This is a genomic window from Thauera terpenica 58Eu (genome assembly GCF_000443165.1).
GTDB lineage: Bacteria > Pseudomonadota > Gammaproteobacteria > Burkholderiales > Rhodocyclaceae > Thauera > Thauera terpenica.
On sequence record NZ_ATJV01000073.1, the window covers coordinates 1 to 19,526 of the forward strand.

The following is a 19,526-nucleotide window of genomic DNA, read 5'->3' on the forward strand; positions in this document are numbered from 1 at the left end:
GGCGAACCGGTGGCGGGGGTGTCGACGATCAGCACGGAACAGAACGAGGTGCTTCATGCCTTAGGAATAGAAAAACCAGCGGCGCCGGAGCAGTTGGCGCTGTTGTAGTGGCATTTTTGAAAGTGTGATCTAGCAAAAACAAGGACTTGCGCGCGTAACTGTCGAACTCGGGAGGCCTTCATCGACAACACCGGCTACGCGCGTGCAGAGGTTGTGGGACAGAATCCGCGGCTGCTGCAGTCCGGGCGCACGCCGCCGGAGACCTACCGTCGCCTGTGGAAGACGCTGGCACAGGGCAAGCCCTGGGCCGGCGAGTTCTACAACCGGCGCAAGGATGGCAGCGAATATCTCGAACGTGCGACCGTCACACCTATCCATGACGAGCACGGTGAAACCACGCACTACGTCGCGGTCAAGCAGGACATCACCGAAGAGCGGCGCATGGAAGAGGAGTTGCTGCGCCACCGCGACCACCTCGAAGCTCTGGTGGCCAGCCGGACGCTTGAACTTCAGCATGCGCTCGATGCCGCCAACGTCGCCAGCCGTGCCAAGGGCGACTTTCTCACCACCATGAGCCACGAAATCCGCACCCCCATGAACGGCGTGATCGGCCTGCTCGACGTGCTCGCGCACTCGCCGCTATCGGCCGATCAGACGCACCTGGTCACGATCATGCGGGAGTCGGCCACGACCCTGCTGAGCCTGATCAATGACATCCTCGATTTCTCGAAGATCGAATCGGGCAAGGTCGAACTCGAGCTCGCCCCGGTGTCGATTCACAAGCTGATCGCCCACATCGCCGACATCATGCGCCCGCTTGCAGAACGCAAGGCCGTGAAGCTGACCACCTGCATCGAGGACGACGTGCCCGCAGCCGTCAGCTCGGATGCGCTGCGCCTGCACCAGATCCTGGTCAACCTGGTCAGCAACGCGGTGAAGTTCTCCACCGCCATGGAGCGCCCCGGCCGCGTCGAGATCCGCGCCGAAAACGCCGGCGCGGGGCTGATTCGATTCATGGTCACGGACAACGGCATCGGCATGGCGCCCGAGGTGCTCGACAAGATCTTCCAGCCCTTCGCCCAGGCCGAGTTCTCCACCACCCGTCGCTTCGGCGGCACCGGACTGGGGCTCCCGATCTCTGCCCGGCTGGTTGGCATGCTCAAGGGCCGGATCGAGGTAAGCAGCCTGCCCGGGCGTGGCACGCGCTTCATCGTCACCCTGCCACTGACGACCATCAACGCCACGCTTGCACGGCAAGATGCCGCGGCCCCTGCCAGCGCGGCAGCTGACACCACCCTGCCCCGGCATCCCTCCTCCCGCCCGGCGCCGTCACAGGCGCACGGCGCCGCAGCGCCCCACAGCCCGATCCTCCTCGCCGAAGACAACGACGTCAATCGCCTGGTCATCGAACGCCAGCTCGCGCTGCTGGGCTTCGAGTGCGACATGGCCGAGAACGGCCAGGAAGCGCTCGAACGCTGGCGCAAGGGCCGTTACGCCCTGCTCCTGACCGACCTGCACATGCCTGAAATGGACGGCTATGAGCTCACCGCGCGCATCCGCAGCGAGGAGCCGAGCGGGCGGAGGATGCCGATCATCGCCGTGACCGCCAATGCCCTGCGCGGCGAGGACCAGCGCTGCATCGATGTGGGCATGGACGACTTCATCACCAAGCCGATCCAGCTCGATGTGTTGCGCCAGACGCTCATGCGCTGGCTGCAGGCGGACGATCTGCAAGCGCCCGCAGCCATCAAGGCGAGCACCGCGGCCGTCCCCACTCAAACCGGGCATGCCCTGTTCGATGCACAGGTTCTGCCCAGCCTGACCGGCGGCGACGCAACGCTGGTCGAGGAGCTCCTCGCCGCCTACCGGATCTCCGCGCGCGACACTGCACAATCGCTGTCAAAGGCACAGGCTAGCGCCAACTGGCGACAGGTGGGCGAGCTCGCCCATCGCCTGAAGTCGTCCTCACGCGCGGTCGGCGCCATGCAATTGGGCGAGATCTGCGCCACACTTGAGCAGGCCGGCCGCGATGGCGGCGGCGATGGCGAGCTCATCCATCAGCTCATGGACGATTTCGATGCGGCACTGGACGCCGCACTACAAGCGATGGACCCTGCACGCACCTGCTCCGGCTCATGATGCAGCCGCCTGCAGGGCATGGTGATGCACTGTCTTTTCGAGCGAGGCTGACGGTATGAAACACGAAACCCTGAAGATCCTCATCGTGACCGATGTAGCGGCCGAAGCCGCGCAGATTGCACGGCTGCTGAGAGACCATTTCGATCAGGTCGAGACCTCCACCGTCGAGACCCACTTTGTTGCCGACTTCGAGCGCGTCAAGCCGAATGTGGTGGTGCTGGCCTTGCCCAGCCTGGAACGCGCGGAGCGCTACTCGCTCGGCCTCTATCGCCACAGCGAGATCGTGCACACCGTTCCCCACCGCAACATCGTGCTGTGCGACAAGGACAACGTGCACCGCGCCTTCGAGCTGTGCAGCAAAGGCTACTTCGACGATTACGTCATGTATTGGCCGCTGGTCTTCGACACGCCGCGGCTGCCCATGTCCATCCTCCTCGCCGGGCGCGCGCTGCAGGTCCAGCGCGAGGCTCCCCCAGCACGCGAGGTCGCTGCGCACGCACGCTCGGTCAGCCAACTGGGAAACGTGCTGGACGAGCAGATTGCAGTCGGCCAACAACGCGCCCAGACCCTTGCGCAGACCCTTCAGGAGGCCGAGGGGATGGCGACCATCGCAGTCAGATCGGCTTCATCGGCGGACGCCAGCCGTAGCGCCGCGGCCGCCTCCCGCGCTGGCGCGCTGCCGGACAGCTTCGAGCTCGACCTGGACGGCGTCCCCTCTGGCGCAACGCCTCAGCCCGCGCTGAGCATCCCTCAGCGCGAGGGCGTGATCCGCGAGGTTCAGCTACGGGTCAATGAGGCAAAGGAAAAGGTCGTGCCGCTCGGCGAGTGGATCAATAGCCTGAAACAGGACGTGAAGCCGCAGCTCGATGCCGCCCGCCGACTGGGAGAGCTGGCTGATCGGGTTGCACCGCTGATTCTGATCGTCGAGGATGACAGCTTCCAGTGCACCTTGCTCGAGCGCCTGCTCGAAAAGGCGGGTTACCGTTCGGCCTCGGCCCACTCCGGTGGCGAAGCGCTCGCGCTGCTCGGACGCCAGCAGCCCGACCTGATCCTGATGGACATCGACCTACCCGACCTCAACGGCCTTCAAATCACCCGCCGCCTGAAGGCCAGCCCCAGCATGGCGGCAATCCCGATCGTCATGATCACCGGCCACAGCGGGCGCCAGGTGCTGCAGGCCAGCCTGAGCGCCGGCGCGATCGATTTTCTGGTCAAGCCTTTCGATCGCGAAGTGCTGCTGCAAAAGCTAGCGCGCCACCTCGCGCGCTAGCGCGCACTGCACGCAAGGAGCGGACGGCGCGACAAGCGCGCCGCGACCACAACCAGAACCGCGTCGTCCTTGCCCCTCACACCCTGGCGCTGGCCCGCTCGGCGATGCGGTCGCGCCAGTTCTGCAGGTTGGCCAGGCCTTCGTGGCCGGGCCTGAACTTCATCAGCCCGCGCGCGAACTCGATCGCACAGAACGCGGTGATGTCGGCGATGGTGAAGCGTTCGCCCGCCACGAAAGGCAGGCGTGAGAGCTCCTCATCCAGCCAGCGCGCCACCTCGCGCACCTTCTCGCCCTGCGAGCGGCCGAAGTCCGCGAACTGGGGCTGCTCCAGCGGCGCCAGCCCGGGGTGAGTATGGCGGATGCAGTTGGCGATGCTGCCGAAGAGGTAAAACTCCATGCGCCGGTCGGTCATTTCGATGAAGGCGCGCTCCTCGAAGGTCTCGCCCATGAGGTTGGGTTCGGGGTACAGGCCTTCGAGATAGCTGCAGATGGCGCGCGTCTCGCCCAGCATGCGGCCATCATCGAGCTCCAGCACCGGCACCTTGGCGAGCGGGCTCTTGGCGCGAAAGTCCGAGCTGCGGTGCTCGTCCTTGCCGATCTCCACCACCACCTCGGCAATGCCGGCGATGCCCTTCTCGGCGATGAACATCTGCACCCGGCGCGGATTGGGTGCGCGCGGCGATATGTAGAGCTTCATGCTTGTCTCCAGTCAGTCATCGATCTCGGGCCTGCGCATGGCCTGGCCCACCCTGTTACGGCCAGGCCTGTGCAAGCGCAGCGCCTGGGTGATTTCAGATCGCCGCGCCGACCTTGCGCCGCATCAGCATCATGTGCAGCACTGCACCCAGAAGTGCGCCAAACATCCACGAGAAACCCGCCCACGCCGACAGCGCCGGCGTCCACACCGAGGCCACGGAGAACACCGATGCCACCGTGAACGCCACCAGTGCGCGCGTGTTCCAGCCCTTGTCGAAATAATAGGTGGAGCCGGGTTTGGCCGAGAACAAGTCCTGCACGTTGAGCTTTTGCTTGCGCACCAGATAATAGTCTGCAACGACGATGCCATACAGCGGCGCCAGCACCGCACCCAGGGTGTCGACAAAACCGGCGATGCCGATATGGCTGATCAGGGCGATCCACAGGCCGCCGATGAAAAACGCGATCACTGCGGTGATGATGCCGCCGGTGCGCGCGCTGATCTTCGCCGGGGCGAGGTTGGCGAGGCCGAACGCAGCCGGGATGAAGTTGGCCACCAGGTTGATGCCCACCGTCGCGGCGAAGAAGGTGAGCGCAGCGATGATGGTGAGCGCGAGGTTGTCCACCTTGGCCACGATCTCCGCCGGATTGGTTATCAGCTCACCGAACAGCACGGAAGCGCCGGCGGTGATGAACAGCGCCAGGAAGGAAAAGAAGGCCAGGCTCACCGGCAGGCCGAGGAAGTTGCCCCACTTCATCTGCGACTCGTTCTTGACGAAGCGCGAGAAGTCGCCGTAATTGATCACCACCGCGGCAAAGTAGGCCACCATCGTTCCGACCACCGCGGCAAAGGCCGCAATCGGGCCGCCCGGATGCTCGCCGCGACCGTCGAAGATGGTGCCGAGCTCGTTCACCAGCCCACTGCCGGCCTTGTACCAGATCACCCCCAGCAGCGCGATCATGACCAGATAGACGAGCGGACCGGCCCAGTTGAGGAAATTGGTGATCCAGTCGAAGCCGCGCAGGAAAAGCCCGAGCTGAAACACGCACACGATCGCGTACGACGCCCAGTCGACCGCGTTCATGCCGAGGAAGGTGCCGCCACCCGGGCTCTCGAGCAGCGCATTGATCAGCAAGGCGATCGCGGTGGACGCGAAATAGGTCTGCACGCCGTACCAGAAGATCGCGACGATGGCGCGGATCAGGGCCGGGAAGTTGGCCCCGCGCACACCCATGGACGCGCGTGCGATCACCGGGTAAGGGATGCCGTATTTGACCCCCGGTTTGCCGGTGAGATTGACCAGCACATTGACGATGATGCCCGCCAGGATGATGCCGGCAAACACCGTCCAGCCGTTGAGCCCGTAGGAGATGAACAGCGTGGCCGCCAGGGTGTAGCCGAACAGGCTCTGGATGTCGTTGGACCAGACGTTGAATATCTCGAACCACCCCCACTTGCGCTGCTCCATCGGTAGTGGCGCGAGGTCGGCGTTGTACAGGCTGGGATCCATATTGCGGATCTTCAGGTCGATCTTTTCCATCACTGTCTCCATGCTCCCGCGCGGGGAGGCTTGCTGCTGCCGAGCAGGCATTGCTTGTTGTTGAAAAGGGGCGGACGAGTCCTGTGGGCTGCGCCGTGCTTACTGCGCCTGGAAGGAGTGGTGCTCGATCCAGTGGCGGGCGACGTCGACGCGACGGCAGACCCACACACGGTCGTGCTTCTCGATGTGATCGAGGAAGCGCTGCAAGGCCTTGAAGCGCCCGGGGCGACCGAGCAGGCGGCAGTGCATGCCGATACTCATCATCGCCGGGCGTTCCTCGCCTTCGGCGTACATGACGTCGAAGGCGTCGCGCAGGTATTCGAAGAACTCGTCGCCATGCGAGAAGCCCTGCGGCAGGGCAAAGCGCATGTCGTTGGTGTCCAGGGTGTAGGGCACGACCAGGTGCGGCACGCGGTCACCGTTGCTCTTCTGCACTTCGGTCCAGAACGGCAGGTCATCGCCGTAGTAGTCGGAGTCGTACAGAAAACCGCCGTAGTCGGCGACCAGACGCCGCGTGTTGGGCGAGTCGCGGCCGGTGTACCAGCCCAGCGCGCGCTCGCCGGTGAGACGTTCGATGATCTCCATGCCGATCTTCATGTGCTCGCGCTCGAGCTCTTCGGGCGTGTGCTGGTAGTGGATCCAGCGCCAGCCATGGCAGGCGATCTCGTGGCCAAGCTCCTTGAAGGCGGCGGTGAGTTCGGGGTGGCGCTCGAGCGCCATCGACACCCCGAACACGGTCAGCGGCAGGCCACGACGCTCGAACTCGCGCAGGAAGCGCCACACGCCCACGCGCGAGCCGTACTCGTAGATGCCTTCCATGCTCAGGTGGCGCTCGGGGTAGCTGGCGGCATTGAACAGCTCGGACAGGAACTGTTCGCTGCCGGGGTCGCCGTGCAGCACGCAGTTTTCGCCGCCTTCCTCGTAGTTGAGGACGAACTGCACCGCGATGCGGGCACGACCCGGCCAGTTGGCATGCGGCGGGTTCTTGCCGTAGCCGATGAGGTCGCGGGGGTAAGCCTTGTTGGAGGTCATCATGTCATTCCGGGCGAGGGGGTCATCGGGGACCACGCCGTGCAAGTTGCAGGTACGAGGTACAGGTGTGGGTACTGGAACGCGGGCCGATCAGCACCCGAGGTAGTCAAAGCGGCCCCTGAAGGGCTTGGGCGGTGGAAAGGCGAGATCGCCATGCTTGCTGGTACGCAGACCCAGCGCGACGAGCGACTCGGCGAGCTTGACCGCCGCGCTCACGCCGTCGACGATCGGCAAGCCTACCGCCGCGCCGATCTCCGCGCTGTGCTCGGCCATGCCGGCGCAGCCGAGCACGATCGCGCCGATGCCGTCCTCCGCCTTGGCACGGCGGCATTCGGCGATGATGCGCTCGAGTGCACAGGCGCTGTCGTGCTCGAGCTCGAGCACCGGGATCTCGGCCGCGCGCACCTTGCGACAGTGCTGGGCGAAGCCGTAGTTGTGCAGCAGCTGCTCGGCGATGATGGCCGTACGCCCCAAGGTGGTGACCACCGAGAAGCGCGTGCTGATCAGGGCGGCGAAATGAAAGGCGGCTTCGGCGATGCCGATCACCGGCGCAGCACTGAGCTCACGCGCGGCGAGCAGACCGGGGTCGCCAAAGCAGGCGATGACATGAGCATCGACCCCCTGTGCATCGCCGCGGCGGATCTCATCGAGCACGCCGACGGCACTGATCGCCTCGTCGAAGTGGCTCTCGATCGACACCGGGCCGGCTTCAGGATTGGTCGCCGAGATGCGCGTGCCCGCCGCCGCCACGCGCTCAGCGGCGGCACCGATCTTCGCGGTCATGGCGGCGGTGGTGTTGGGGTTGATCAAGCGGATGTGCATGGTGTTTTCCGTGGCGGGTGCGCAAGCGACCGATACCGTGTGCTCAGCGTGCGCTGCGGTGACGGCGGGCGACCTCGTTGAGGATGGTGCGCAAGTCCGGGGCCGAGGGCTGCTCCTCGACCAGCACCACGCTACGCTCGACATCGGTGAGGTGGCGCTCCATCCACTCCCGCGCGCCATCCACGTCGGCGCTGGCGATGAGTTCGAGCACGTCGTCGTGTTCCGAGTGACGGCAGCTACCGGCCAGTGGCGCACCGTAGGTCGCGATCACCAGCGACGAGCGCGAAACCAGGCTCGCGAGAAAGTCGGTGATGGCCTCGTTTTCGGCAACGCGTGCGAGCTCGACGTGGAAGGCCCCGGACAGGTAGATCGCCTCGCGCCGATCACCACGCGCCTCGGCCTCATGTTCGCGGCGCACCATGTCACGCAGCGCCTCGAGCCCATGCGGCGTCATCCTGGCCACCACTTGCGGCATCACGCCGCACTCCACGATGCGCCGTGCCACGAAGATGTCGCGCGCATCCTTGACCGTGGGCTGCGCCACCGTCGCCCCACGATTCAGGCGAACATCCACCAGGCGCTCATAGGCCAGGCGCTGCAACACCTTGCGGATACTGGTGCGGCTGACGCCAAAGGCCTCGCCCAGGGTGTCTTCGGGCAGCTTGGTGCCGGGCTCGAGGTGATTTTCGACGATCGCCGCATATAGATTGCGGTAGATCGCCTCATCGCGGCTGCTGCCGCTGCCGGCCATGCCCTCATCGGCAGGCAGCGCCCCGAGATCAATAGACGAACGTTTGCGGGCCATGGAGACTCCTTCACATGCTGCGCACGACATCGTGCGTAGCGTCTGGCCGCAATATAAGTCTGTTTTTGTATACATACCAAGAAGTTTTTGTGCTCATTTGCGCAGCTTATCTTCCTCCAAGACCTGCCCCCCTTCGTCCGCCCTCAGCACCGCCAGCCGAGCCCCCTCGCCTACGCCTTGCACCGGTGCGGGAAGGATGCCGGCACGGTCGACATCGATCTGAGCGGTGTCCCTGGCGGAATGAGCCACCTCAGGCTAAAACGAAGTGCGCGAGGCGAGCATCGATTCGGCACCGCTGTGATGTGTACAATTTTTTTAATTATCGAATACAATTTTCAGATCACCAGCCACCCTGAAGGAGCACTCCCATGGCCAGTCACACTCCCGGCGCCCCCGTTTTTGCCGCCCCCGCCCAGCTGCCCGATTGGGCGCTGCGTTCGATCGACCTCGCCAACCCGCGCCTGGGTGCGCAGGCGCTCGCCACCTCGGATGACTTCTTTGCCGAAGTGGCGCGCATGCTCAACCCCGAACCGGCGCAGTTCGTGCCCGGCAAGTTCGACACCAATGGCAAGTGGATGGACGGCTGGGAGTCGCGCCGCAAGCGTGTCGCCGGTCATGACTGGGCGCTGATCAAGCTCGGCGTCAAGGGCGTGATCCGTGGCTTCGACATCGACACCAGCCACTTCACCGGCAACTACCCGCCGGCGGTCTCGATCGAGGCCTGCGTGTCCGATTCCGACGCGGTCGACGCCTTGCAGGCCGCAGTCTGGAGCGAGATCCTGCCCGCCACGCCCTGCGGCCCCAACAGCCACCACATCGTCGAATGCGCCAGCAGCGAAGCCTGGACCCACCTGCGGGTGAACATGTACCCCGACGGCGGCATCGCCCGCCTGCGCGTGTATGGCCGCCCGGTGGCCAGGCCGAGCGCGCTCGCGGGTGCGACCGTCGACCTGATCGCGATGGAAAACGGCGGCCGCGCCATCTCCTGGAACGATGCCAGCTTCGGCTCCTCGGGCTCTGCCCTGCTGCTGCCGGGGCGCGGCTTGAACATGGGCGATGGCTGGGAAACGCGCCGCCGCCGCGAGCCCGGCAACGACTGGTGCGTGATCGCGCTGGGCGTGCCCGGCACGGTGGAAAAAATCGAGGTCGACACCGCCCACTTCAAGGGCAACTTCCCCGATGGCTGCTCGCTGCAGGCCGCGTATGTAAACGGTGGCACCGACGGCTCGATCACCACCCAGTCGATGTTCTGGCAGACCCTGCTGCCCCTGCAGACGCTGGAGATGGACGCCATCCACACCTTCAGCGACGAAGTGGTGAAGCTCGGCCCGATCACCCATGTGCGCTTCAACATCTTCCCCGACGGTGGCGTATCGCGCCTGCGGCTGTGGGGCAAGGCCGAGTCGAAGTAAGCTCAGACGCGAGACAGACCGCGCTTGCCGCGTGCAGCGTGGTCTGCCCTCGCTTGCTCCGCATCGGCCTTGCTGCCCCGCGCCAGCGGCCCGAACCCTGACCTCAACGACGGAGACCCTCGCATGTCCTCCCACCCCGCCATTACGCTCGAGGTGCAGCCTCTCAGCCGCGCCGCCTTCGCCGCCTTTGGTGATGTCATCGAGGCCAGCGACGCAGTCGAGCATTTCACCATCAACGCCGGCAATACCGAGCGCTACCACGATCTGGCCGACATCGAGCCCGGCCCCGATGGACGCGTCATCGTCTCCATCTTTCGCGGCCAGGCACGCAGCCTGCCCTTCACCGTGAACATGATGGAGCGCCACCCGCTCGCCTCGCAGGCCTTCATCCCGATGTCGGGCAAGCCCTATCTGGTCGTGGTCGCGCCCGCTGGCGCCGCGCCGCGGGCCGGGGAGCTGAAGGTCTTTCTCGCCCGCGGCGACCAGGGAGTCAATTACGCCGCCGGCGTGTGGCACCACCCCCTGCTCGCGCTCGACGCGGTGTGCGACTTCATCGTCATCGACCGCCGCGGCCCCGGACCCAACTGCGACGAGGTGGAGCTCGACATCCCCGGCATCATTGCCGCCGCGTGAGTTCCCTTTCCCCGAGCGCCTGAAGTTCGAGCGCCTAAAGTTGGGCCTGTGCGGGCCGTTACCGGATCAGCGTAACAACAATGATCCGGGACCAACGATGCTCGACAGTCTTAGCTTCAGAACGAAGATCATCCTGCTGATCGTCACCACCTTCTTCGGGCTGGCGGCCGGCGTCGCCCTCAATGCGGCGAACCTGAGACAGGATCTCATGGAGGCGCGCAAGCTCCAGATCCGGTCGGCGGTCGAAATCGCCGTGCAGGTCGCAGCGGCGCAACAGGCGCGCGCCGCGGCCGGAGAGCTGAGCGACAAGGAAGCGAGGGCACGCGCCCTTGTCGCAATTCAGGACATGCGCTACGGCGGCAGCGAGGGCAAGTCGGAGTACCTGTACATCCAGGACAGCTCAGGCGCCACGGTGATGCATCCATTCCGCCCGCAGTGGGTGGGCCGTGACGTATCCAATGAGGTGCGCGACGGCAAGGGGCGCTACACCCTCAAGGACATTCAAGCCGTAGCCAACTCCAGCGGCGCCGGCTTCGTGGACACTTCCTTCCCCCGCCCCGGCAGCACCGAGCCCGTCGACAAGCTGCAGTACGTGGCAAGTTTTGCCCCCTGGAAGTGGGTGATCGGCACCGGCGTGTACGTGGATGACGTCGGCCATGAATTCTGGGGCCGACTTCTCACCGACCTGTCAATCAACATCGCAATCATGCTGCTGATCATCGCCCTCAGCATCATGATCGCCCGTTCGGTGCTGCGTCAGATCGGCGGTGAGCCGACGCAGGCCATGAGACTGATGGACCGCGCTGCAGCAGGCGACCTCACCGTGAACATCCCGACCGCGCCGCCCGGCAGCATGCTCCACGATCTCACCCGCATGCTGCAGTCGATCCGGCAGATGGTGGGCGACATCTCCACCAAATCCGACACCGTACGCCAGACCGCGGAGTCGATCTCGGTGGCCTCCGGGCAGGTCGCCGAAGCCTCCCATCATCAGGCCAACTCGACCTCGACGATGGCCGCGGCGATAGAAGAGCTCACGGTCTCCATCACCCATGTTTCCGATCTCGCCCGCGACACGGAGCAGTATTCATCAGCCGCAGCAACGCTGGCAACGAGCGGCGAAGCGCAGGTCGCCGAGGCCACCAGGGAGATGACCCTGATCGCAGAGCAGGCCACGTCGGCGGCACAGATGATCCGTTCGCTCGAATCCCGCGCCACCGATATCTCGAAGATCACCGATGTGATCAAGGAGATCGCGGCCCAGACCAACCTGCTCGCGCTCAACGCCGCAATCGAGGCCGCACGTGCGGGCGAGCAGGGTCGGGGCTTCGCGGTGGTGGCCGATGAGGTGCGCAAGCTCGCCGAACGCACCTCGTCCGCCACCGAGGAGATCACCGGCATGACCGGCGCGATCCAGTCCGACACCGCTGCAGCCGTCGACACCATGGACAAATCGCTACCGCAGATCGAGCACGGCGTCGCGCTCGCGCGTCAGGCCGAGCAGTCCTTGCGCGAGATCCGCGCAGGCGCAGTTGCCACGCTGGAACGTATCCGCGAGGTGGCACTTGCCACCCAGGAACAGAGCGCCGCCAGCACAGCGATCGCCCAGCAAGTGGAAACCATCGCCCAGATGGTCGAGGAAACCAGTGCCTCCACCCAGCAAACCGCAGAATCGGCCCACGACCTGGATCTGGTCGCCCGTGAGCTCGGCAGCCTGGTGAAGCGCTTCCGCCACACTGAGGGCGAGCCACAGGCTCGCTCATGATCAGCCGCGCTCCGACCCTGGACATCAATCATGGGGCCGGCGCGCTGCGGGGCACACCGGGGCTCAGGGTTTGAGCCGATACCCGGTCCTGAACATCCACATCACGATGGCGACGAACACCGCCAGGAACAGCAGCGCCATCGCCAGGCTCACGCCCACCGCCACATCGGCGCTGCCATAAAAGCTCCAGCGAAAGGCGCTCACCAGGTACACCACCGGGTTGAGCAGGCTCACCGTCTGCCACGCCGGCGGCAGCATGTCGATGGAGTAGAAGCTGCCGCCGAGGAAGGTCAGCGGCGTGATGATGAGCAGCGGCACCAGCTGCAGCTTCTCGAAGTTGTCCGCCCAGATGCCGAGGATGAAGCCGAGCATGCTGAAGGTGAGCGCGGTGAGGACGAGAAAGAACAGCATCCACAGCGGGTGCTCGATGCGAAAGGGCACGAACACGCTGGCGGTGGCGAGGATGATGAGGCTGAGCAGCACCGACTTGGTCGCCGCCGCGCCGACGTAGCTCAGCACGATCTCGAAGTGCGACACCGGCGCTGACAGCAGCTCGTAGATCGAACGCGTGAACTTGGGAAAGAAGATCGCGAACGAGGCGTTGGACACGCTCTGCGTGAGCAGGCTGAGCATGATCAGGCCGGGCACGATGAAAGCGCCATAGCTCACGCCTTCGACCTCGGGAATGTAGCCGCCAATGGCCGAACCGAACACGACGAAGTACAAGGTGGTGGAGATCACCGGCGCCAGCACGCTTTGCAGCAGGGTGCGACGGGTGCGGGCCATTTCAAACAGATAGATCGCGCGTACCGCGTGCCAGTTCATGATACCTCTCCCATGCGCTGGGGCGCGGATGCGGGCTCGGCCACCAGACTGACGAAGATGTCCTCGAGCGAACGCTGGGTGGTGTGCAGGTCGGAAAAGCCGATGCCCACCGCGCTCAGCTCCTGCAACAGATCCACGATGGCGGTTTCTTCGCCCTCGCCGTCGTAGGCGTAGATGAGCTCCGCACCGCCCTTCGCCAGCCTCAGCCCGTAGCGCGCCAGCGCTGGCGGTATGGCCTGCAGCGCGGTCTGCAGTTGCAGCGTCAATTGCTTGCCGCCGAGCTTTTGCATCAAGGCGGCTTTTTCCTCGACCAGGATGAGCGCGCCCTTGCTGATCACGCCCACGCGGTCGGCCATCTCTTCGGCCTCTTCGATGTAGTGCGTGGTCAGGATCACGGTGACACCGGTGTCGCGCAGACGGCGCACCAGCTGCCACATGTCGCGGCGCAGCTCGACGTCCACCCCGGCCGTGGGTTCATCGAGGAACAGGATGCGCGGCTCGTGCGACAAGGCCTTGGCGATCAATACCCGGCGCTTCATGCCGCCGGACAACATCATCAGCTTGGCGTCCTTCTTGTCCCACAGCGACAGGTCCTTGAGCAGCTGTTCGATATACCCCGGGCGTGCCGGCTTGCCGAACAAGCCGCGGCTGAAGCTCACCGTGTTCCATACCGACTCGAAGGCGTCGGTGGTCAGCTCCTGCGGCACCAGGCCGATCATCGCGCGCGCCGCACGATAGTCGTCAATGATGTCGTGGCCATCGACCGTCACCCGTCCGGTGCTGGGCGTGACCAGGCCACACACGATGCTGATCAGCGTCGTCTTGCCTGCGCCATTGGGTCCGAGCAAGGCGAAGATCTCGCCACGCCGGATATCGAGGCTGACCTGCTTCAAGGCGGCGAAGCCGCCGGCGTAGGTCTTGGAGAGCTCTGAAATGGAAATGATGGTCTGCATGGCTGGAAAGATAGCAGATCAGGGCCACGCACCAGCGCCCACCAGGCAATGAGCAGCACGCCCCGGACCGACACCAGCTCAGGACCGCACAACCCACAGCGCCAGCCTGGGCGTGCGGAGCTTAGTGCGGACGCCGGGCGCGCGAGAACTGCTCGAACGCGTCGACCAAGCTTGCTTCCAGTGCCCTGAACCTGGGCAGCGCAGCGAGCGCTTCAGCTTGCCGGCCCTCCTTCTGCCAGCCAAGAATGGCCTCCGCCAGGGCATGCATTTCGTCATGGCGCGTGACGATCACATCAAACGCCTGCCGTAGCACAAGGTTGGCCTGCCCTTCCCGCCTCAGCCACGCACCGAAGGAGCAGTTCAACGAGGTGTCCAGCGCACCCTCGTCCTCAGCAAGCACGATCGCCTCCAGCTGCGCCACCCAGGCGCGATGCTGCACCATGGCGACCAGGATCGGCAGGTCCTCGGGGCTCTTGCGCGGGCGATCGAGCCAGGTCGGCCCCGGCATCCACGTGGTCACCCAAGGGATGATGGCCACGGCGGGCATCGGGTGTGCGATGTGATAGCCCTGTGCAAGCTCACAGCCCAGGTCAAGCAGCAGCTCGCCATGGGCTGCGGTCTCCACCCCTTCAGCCAGCGGCTGGCGGCGGAAGGCGGCGGCCAGCCCCAGCACCCCCTTCAGGATGGCCAGGTCATCCCTGTCGTGCAGCATGTCACGCACGAAGCTGCGGTCTATCTTCAGCGTCTGTGCCGGCAGGCGCTTCAGGTAGGTAAGTGAGGAATAGCCAGTGCCGAAGTCGTCGAGCGCAAAGCGCACGCCCAGCTCCAGGCAATCCTTGATCACGCGCGACACCTGGTCGATGTCTTCCAGCGCACTGGTCTCCAGCACTTCGAGCTCGAGCAGCCCGGACGGCACCTCCGGGCGGGCCGCGAGTCTGGCGCGCAGGCGTGCAACGAAGTCTTTCTGCTGCAGCTGGCGTGCACCGACGTTGACACTGACCGCCAGCTCCAGGCCACAGGCTCGCCAATACGCGATCTGCGCCAGCGCGGTGTCGATCACCCAGTCGCCGAGTTCCACCGCGAAGGGATGATTCTCGACCAGAGGCAGGAACTCGATCGGGGCCAGCAGCCCAAGCTCAGGGTGCTGCCAGCGAATCAGCGCCTCCACCCCCACCATGCGCCCGCTGCGCATGTTGACCTTGGGTTGGTAGTGGAGGACGAACTCGTCCTGCTCCAGCGCCTTGCGAATGCGCTCCAGGCTCTCGTGGCGTCCACGCACGACGCGATCCTGAGCTGCATCGAAGAGATGGTAGCGGTCCTTGCCCAGCAACTTGGCCTCGTACATGGCCTGGTCGGCCTGGCGCAGCAACTGGTCGGCGTCTATGACTTCGTCCTGAGGATAGAAAGTCACCCCCAGGCTTGCCGACACCTGCATCCTGTAGTCGTCTATCGCCACCTCCTCTGCCGCCGCCTCGAGCAGGCGCTCGAGCAGCGGCAGGCAGGACCCGATCTCGGGCAGGTCCACCATCACTGCCACGAACTCATCGCCGCCTATGCGTGCCAGGGTGTCACCCTCACGCAGCACGTCATTCATGCGCCCGGACACCGCCACCAGCAGGCGGTCTCCGGCATCATGGCCGTAGCGGTCGTTGATGCTCTTGAAGCCGTCCAGATCGAGCGCCACCACCGCCAGCCGCGCTTCGCGCCGCAGCGCCTGCGCCATGCCTTGCTGCAGGCGGTCGGCCAGCAGACTGCGGTTGGGCAGCTCAGTCAAGGCATCGTAGTGAGCCATCTGCTCGAGCTGGCGCTGATGGGCTTTCTGCGCGGTTATGTCGGTAAACAAGCCGACATAACGCAGCGCCTGCCCCGCGCTGTCACATACGGCGCTGATGGTCAGCTGCTCGACGAACAGCTCGCCGTCCTTGCGCCGGTTCCATATCTCACCCGACCAATGCCCCTGGACGAGCAGCGCCGTCCACATCTGCGCATAGAACTCCGCCGACTGCCGGCCCGAACTCAGGATGCGCGGATTCTGCCCGATCAGCTCCTCACGCGAATAGCCGGACAGGCGACAAAAAGCATCATTGACTCTCAGAATGCTGCCACTGGCATCGGTGATCGACACCCCTTCGCGGGCATGGGTAAACACCATCGCCAGCTGCTCGAGCTCGGCGTTCGAGCGCAGCAGGGCATCAGCCTTCTGCTTCAGGCTGGCCTCGGCCAGCTCACGCCGGCCGACCTCGGCCGCCAGCGCCTCCTTGTCGCCCTGCAGGTGTTCGGCATGGCGACTGAGGCGGACAAAGGCAAACACCCCCAGCGCCAGCGCCAGAGGAAAGACCGCCAGCCCAAGCAGGAAGAGCGGGGACGCGACCTGCCCGTGGACTTCCGCCTCCGTCCCCAGGATGAGCACCGACAGCGAGGTGGCGCCTACCGGCGAGCGCAGCGCAAGGAGAGGCGCATCCATCAGCGCTGCACTGCCCGGCGCAGCGGCAGGCATGATCCTGCCCTCGGGCAGTGTGACCAGTCCTTTTACAAACGCCGGATCAAGCTCGACGCCTTGCCCGGATCCCACATCGGTCACCACTCCGGACACGAGCCGGCCGTCGGCGCCGACGAGCAGTTTCAGGTAGTGCCCGCCGGCGGCCAGCGCATCATCGATCAGCGCCGCTGCCACGCACTCCAGGGAGCCCACCGCCACCACGCTGCCGCGAAACTCACCGCGAAAGATCACCGGCGCACGCACACGGAAGAGCTGGCGATCAGCGATGATTTCAAAACCGGCTGCGGACTGCTCGCCACCCGCGACCACGGCGGCATCAAGCTCGCCCGCCGCCGCCACCTGCTGCCCGCGCTCGTCGAAGAAAGCCATGGCGCTGAACACCTGACGCGAGCGCAGGCGTGTGTTCTGGATCTCGCTCGCCAGGTGCCGGTCGATGTCATCCAGGCTAAGGTTCAGTCCATAGCGCTCGGACATGCCCAGGGCGCGATTGACGAGGTAATCGTTGATCGCCCTCGACTCGGCGCTCGCCATCACGTCACGCTGGCGCTCTGCCAGAAAATCCACCACCTGCGCTGCGCTGTGCGTGCCATCAGCGAGCAGACGGCGGTCGATCGCATCGCGCAGCAAGGCTTCGGACGAGAACAGGCTGGACAGCAGCACGGACGTGTAGATGGTGATGAGCGCGACCACAAGCCACGGCCAGTGCGTCCGGTCAGGAGCGCGTGCGCTGTAGGTGTCTGGCCTCATCGCCAACTCAGCCGTAGCCTGCGAAGAACGCGGGGAAGTAGCGCCGGATGCCGGGGTAGTAATGGTCGACGAGCGCGTCGTAGCGGCCGTCACGCTTGAGCTCACGCAGGTAGTCGTCAAAGGCGGCACGCAGCTGCGGCGAATCCGGTGAAAATGCTGCGGCGAGCAGCTGTTGCTCCGAGACCGGGCCAAGGACCTTGATCCGGCCCGCCCACTTGCGCAAGTCCAGGATCACGTCCGCCACATCAAGCAGCGTGAGCTCAACGCCATGCTCGAGCAGGGCCGGCACCATCTCGTTGGGATTGCTGCTGCGGGTGTAGGCACGCAGATCCAGGCCCTTGCCGCTCAAACCATAGTTGCTCGGATCAAGACTGGTGCCCTCCATGACCAGCAGGCTGCGATTGGCGATCAAGGCCTTGGTGGCCTCGATGTCGGCGCGCACATCGGCAAGTGCGTCAGCCCCCGGCGCGGCGCGGGCCTTGATCGGCGACAGATCGGAATCGGTGCGCGCCACCAACAAGACCTGTGACGGAAAGGTCGGGGCCGAAAACAGCAGCACCTGCTCACGCCACGGCAGCACGGTAAAGCCGGCGGCAATCATGTCGCCCTTGACCGGGTAGTCGCCTTCGAGGCGCACCACGCCGTTCTCGCGCACCACCTCCTTGCCCAGGAGATCGCGCATCACCACATAGAAGTCGGAATACACCAGGGTGTAGCGCACGCCCAGATGCTCGGCAAAACCCCGCACCAGCTCAACATCAAAACCATCACCGCTTCCGGTGACGAAATTGGCAAAGCGAACGCCCAGGTGGCGCAGCTCGCCGCGGGCGCGAATTTCCGCCAGATCCGCCGCCTGCACCGACAGGGCACATAGCAAGCAACACAGAAAGGCAGTGAGGTGACGACGCATGGCAGTTCGGCAGAGGGACGCAGGAAAGATCAGCAAAGACGGAAAACGCAGCTTAATTCAAGCCATTTGGCATCAGCGTGAACTCCTACGCAAAGCAAGCGAATAAGACATTTTCGACCTTTCGCGTGACTTCTTTAATAAAAACATCAACCCACGCGATCGCCACCCTTACCTTTGGCTTCGTACAAGGCCTTGTCCGCGGCCTTGAGCATGTCTTCGGCGCTGTTCATCGACGTCTGCACCTCGGCCACGCCTATACTCACCGCACCGCTCCAGCACAGCTCGCCCGCTGCGTTCACATGCGGCTGGCGCGAGGCCAGAATCTTGCTCGCGACCTGCATCGCGCCCTGCGCATCGCTGCGCGGGCAGATGACGAGGAACTCGTCACCGCCGAGCCGGCACACGATGTCGCTGGTGCGTACCGCATCGCGCAGGCGCTGCCCGAGCGCCCTCAACACCTCATCACCGGTGGCGTGACCGAAGCGGTCATTGACGCCCTTGAAGCGGTCAGCATCAAGCATCAACACGGACAGTGCCGTGCGATCGCGCTTCGCCTCAAGCCACAAGGCCTCGAGCGCTGACACGGCATGGCGTCGGTTGGGCAAACCGGTCAGCTCATCTTCGTAGGTCAGAACCTGCAGACGCGCGTTGACCCGCGCAAGCTCGGCCGTGCGCTCGCTGACGCGCTGCTCCAGCGTCCTGTTCAGCTCCGCCAGTTCACGATTGCGCGCCGACACCAGCGTGATCAGCCGATTGAGGGCGGCGAGCAAGGGCTCGGTTGCGCTCATGCGCTGACGGTGTTCAATGTCGATCTCGAAGGCCTGCTCCCCGCTCAAGCCGCCCTTGATCAGCCGCAGCTGGCGCGCCATGGCCTGGTCCACGCCGAGGATGTGGTAGGCCAGCCAATTCACCAGATAGTCCAGTTCGCGCCGCACCGAATTCCCGCAGCGCTCACTCTCGGCCGTCATCAGCGCCTGCACTTCGTCAATGAAGCCCTGATGCTCCTCCTGATGGAAGTCCGCATGGCGCGGATCAATGCCCGCGGCGATGAACATGCGCTCTTCGTCACGAAAATGGGTTTGACCATAGTCGAGCAGCTCGGCGCGCGCCGCGTCGATCTGGCGCTGCGAGACCTCTTCGCCACCGGTATGAAGAACACCCAGCCGATTGATGAGTCTCACCAGGCCTTGATGCTGGGCATCGACCTCGGGCAACTCAGTCATGAAGGCCGGCGACCACTTGAAGACTTCATCCATGCGCTCACACCCCCGTGCCATTCTGGCAATCCAGAAATGGCGCAATTCTGAGCCCAAAATGGGCAATCAACCACGACAAAGATCACATGCGCTGCAGAGCGAGGCCTTGTGCGCCGCGCCGTCGCCGCCTTAGCCCAGGGTGGCGGTCGCCAATCTGGCGCCAAAACCAATGAACATCCCGCCCACCCCCGCCGTCACCCCCGCCGCAAGGCGGCGGTGA

At 64.9% G+C, this 19,526-nt stretch carries 15 protein-coding genes; 5 read left to right on the top strand and 10 right to left on the bottom strand.

The annotated features are described in order from the left end of the window. Positions 1–180: 180 nt before the first annotated feature. Together M622_RS34530 and M622_RS34535 are read left to right on the top strand one after the other, a co-directional pair. The gene (locus M622_RS34530; protein ID WP_084520770.1) at positions 181–2,139 is read left to right on the top strand and encodes an ATP-binding protein; all 1,959 of its coding nucleotides are present in this window, start codon (positions 181–183) and stop codon (positions 2,137–2,139) included. A 55-nt stretch (positions 2,140–2,194) separates the two neighbouring features. Beyond that, entirely contained in the window at positions 2,195–3,409 is a 1,215-nt protein-coding gene (locus M622_RS34535; RefSeq protein WP_021250270.1) for a response regulator, read from the top strand. A gap of 76 nt (positions 3,410–3,485) precedes the next feature. On the opposite strand, the gene M622_RS34540 is transcribed toward M622_RS34535, so the two are convergent. The 5 genes from M622_RS34540 to M622_RS34560 all read right to left on the bottom strand — a co-directional run bounded on the left by M622_RS34540 (position 3,486) and on the right by M622_RS34560 (position 8,305). Next, positions 3,486–4,106: a glutathione S-transferase family protein gene (locus M622_RS34540; protein WP_021250271.1), complete on the bottom strand. Its 621-nt coding sequence runs from the start codon at positions 4,104–4,106 to the stop codon at positions 3,486–3,488. 94 nt (positions 4,107–4,200) lie between these two features. Continuing rightward, positions 4,201–5,646, bottom strand: a complete 1,446-nt coding sequence (locus tag M622_RS34545; RefSeq protein ID WP_021250272.1) for an NCS1 family nucleobase:cation symporter-1 — start codon at positions 5,644–5,646, stop codon at positions 4,201–4,203. A 99-nt stretch (positions 5,647–5,745) separates the two neighbouring features. Further along, a complete protein-coding gene (gene puuE, locus M622_RS34550) occupies positions 5,746–6,678 on the bottom strand; it encodes an allantoinase PuuE (RefSeq protein ID WP_021250273.1) in 933 nt (310 codons plus the stop codon). A gap of 90 nt (positions 6,679–6,768) precedes the next feature. Continuing rightward, the gene (locus M622_RS34555; protein ID WP_021250274.1) at positions 6,769–7,500 is read right to left on the bottom strand and encodes an aspartate/glutamate racemase family protein; all 732 of its coding nucleotides are present in this window, start codon (positions 7,498–7,500) and stop codon (positions 6,769–6,771) included. A gap of 43 nt (positions 7,501–7,543) precedes the next feature. Continuing rightward, entirely contained in the window at positions 7,544–8,305 is a 762-nt protein-coding gene (locus M622_RS34560; protein WP_021250275.1) for a GntR family transcriptional regulator, read from the bottom strand. Between the two features lie 368 nt (positions 8,306–8,673). On the opposite strand from M622_RS34560, the gene alc reads away from it, so the two are divergent. From alc to M622_RS34575, 3 genes are all read left to right on the top strand, one after another. Further along, positions 8,674–9,717 carry an allantoicase gene (gene alc, locus M622_RS34565; protein ID WP_021250277.1) on the top strand — a complete coding sequence of 348 codons (1,044 nt, stop codon included), beginning with the start codon at positions 8,674–8,676 and terminating at the stop codon, positions 9,715–9,717. 123 nt (positions 9,718–9,840) lie between these two features. After that, entirely contained in the window at positions 9,841–10,350 is a 510-nt protein-coding gene (locus tag M622_RS34570) for an ureidoglycolate lyase (RefSeq protein WP_021250278.1), read from the top strand. Between the two features lie 97 nt (positions 10,351–10,447). Next, complete coding sequence (locus tag M622_RS34575) at positions 10,448–12,115, top strand: methyl-accepting chemotaxis protein (protein WP_021250279.1); 1,668 nt, start codon at positions 10,448–10,450, stop codon at positions 12,113–12,115. 63 nt (positions 12,116–12,178) lie between these two features. Here the strand turns inward: M622_RS34575 and M622_RS34580 are convergent, their stop codons facing one another. From M622_RS34580 to M622_RS34595, 5 genes are all read right to left on the bottom strand, one after another. Then, positions 12,179–12,940 carry an ABC transporter permease gene (locus tag M622_RS34580; protein ID WP_021250280.1) on the bottom strand — a complete coding sequence of 254 codons (762 nt, stop codon included), beginning with the start codon at positions 12,938–12,940 and terminating at the stop codon, positions 12,179–12,181. Continuing rightward, positions 12,937–13,893 carry an ABC transporter ATP-binding protein gene (locus M622_RS34585; RefSeq protein ID WP_021250281.1) on the bottom strand — a complete coding sequence of 319 codons (957 nt, stop codon included), beginning with the start codon at positions 13,891–13,893 and terminating at the stop codon, positions 12,937–12,939. Before M622_RS34585 ends, M622_RS34580 begins: the two co-directional genes overlap by 4 nt. A 121-nt stretch (positions 13,894–14,014) precedes the next feature. Then, complete coding sequence (locus M622_RS39440) at positions 14,015–17,140, bottom strand: EAL domain-containing protein (protein ID WP_021250282.1); 3,126 nt, start codon at positions 17,138–17,140, stop codon at positions 14,015–14,017. 7 nt (positions 17,141–17,147) lie between these two features. Then, positions 17,148–18,050 carry a transporter substrate-binding domain-containing protein gene (locus M622_RS34590; protein WP_021250283.1) on the bottom strand — a complete coding sequence of 301 codons (903 nt, stop codon included), beginning with the start codon at positions 18,048–18,050 and terminating at the stop codon, positions 17,148–17,150. 146 nt (positions 18,051–18,196) lie between these two features. After that, positions 18,197–19,306 carry a GGDEF domain-containing protein gene (locus tag M622_RS34595; protein WP_021250284.1) on the bottom strand — a complete coding sequence of 370 codons (1,110 nt, stop codon included), beginning with the start codon at positions 19,304–19,306 and terminating at the stop codon, positions 18,197–18,199. Positions 19,307–19,526 lie beyond the last annotated feature (220 nt).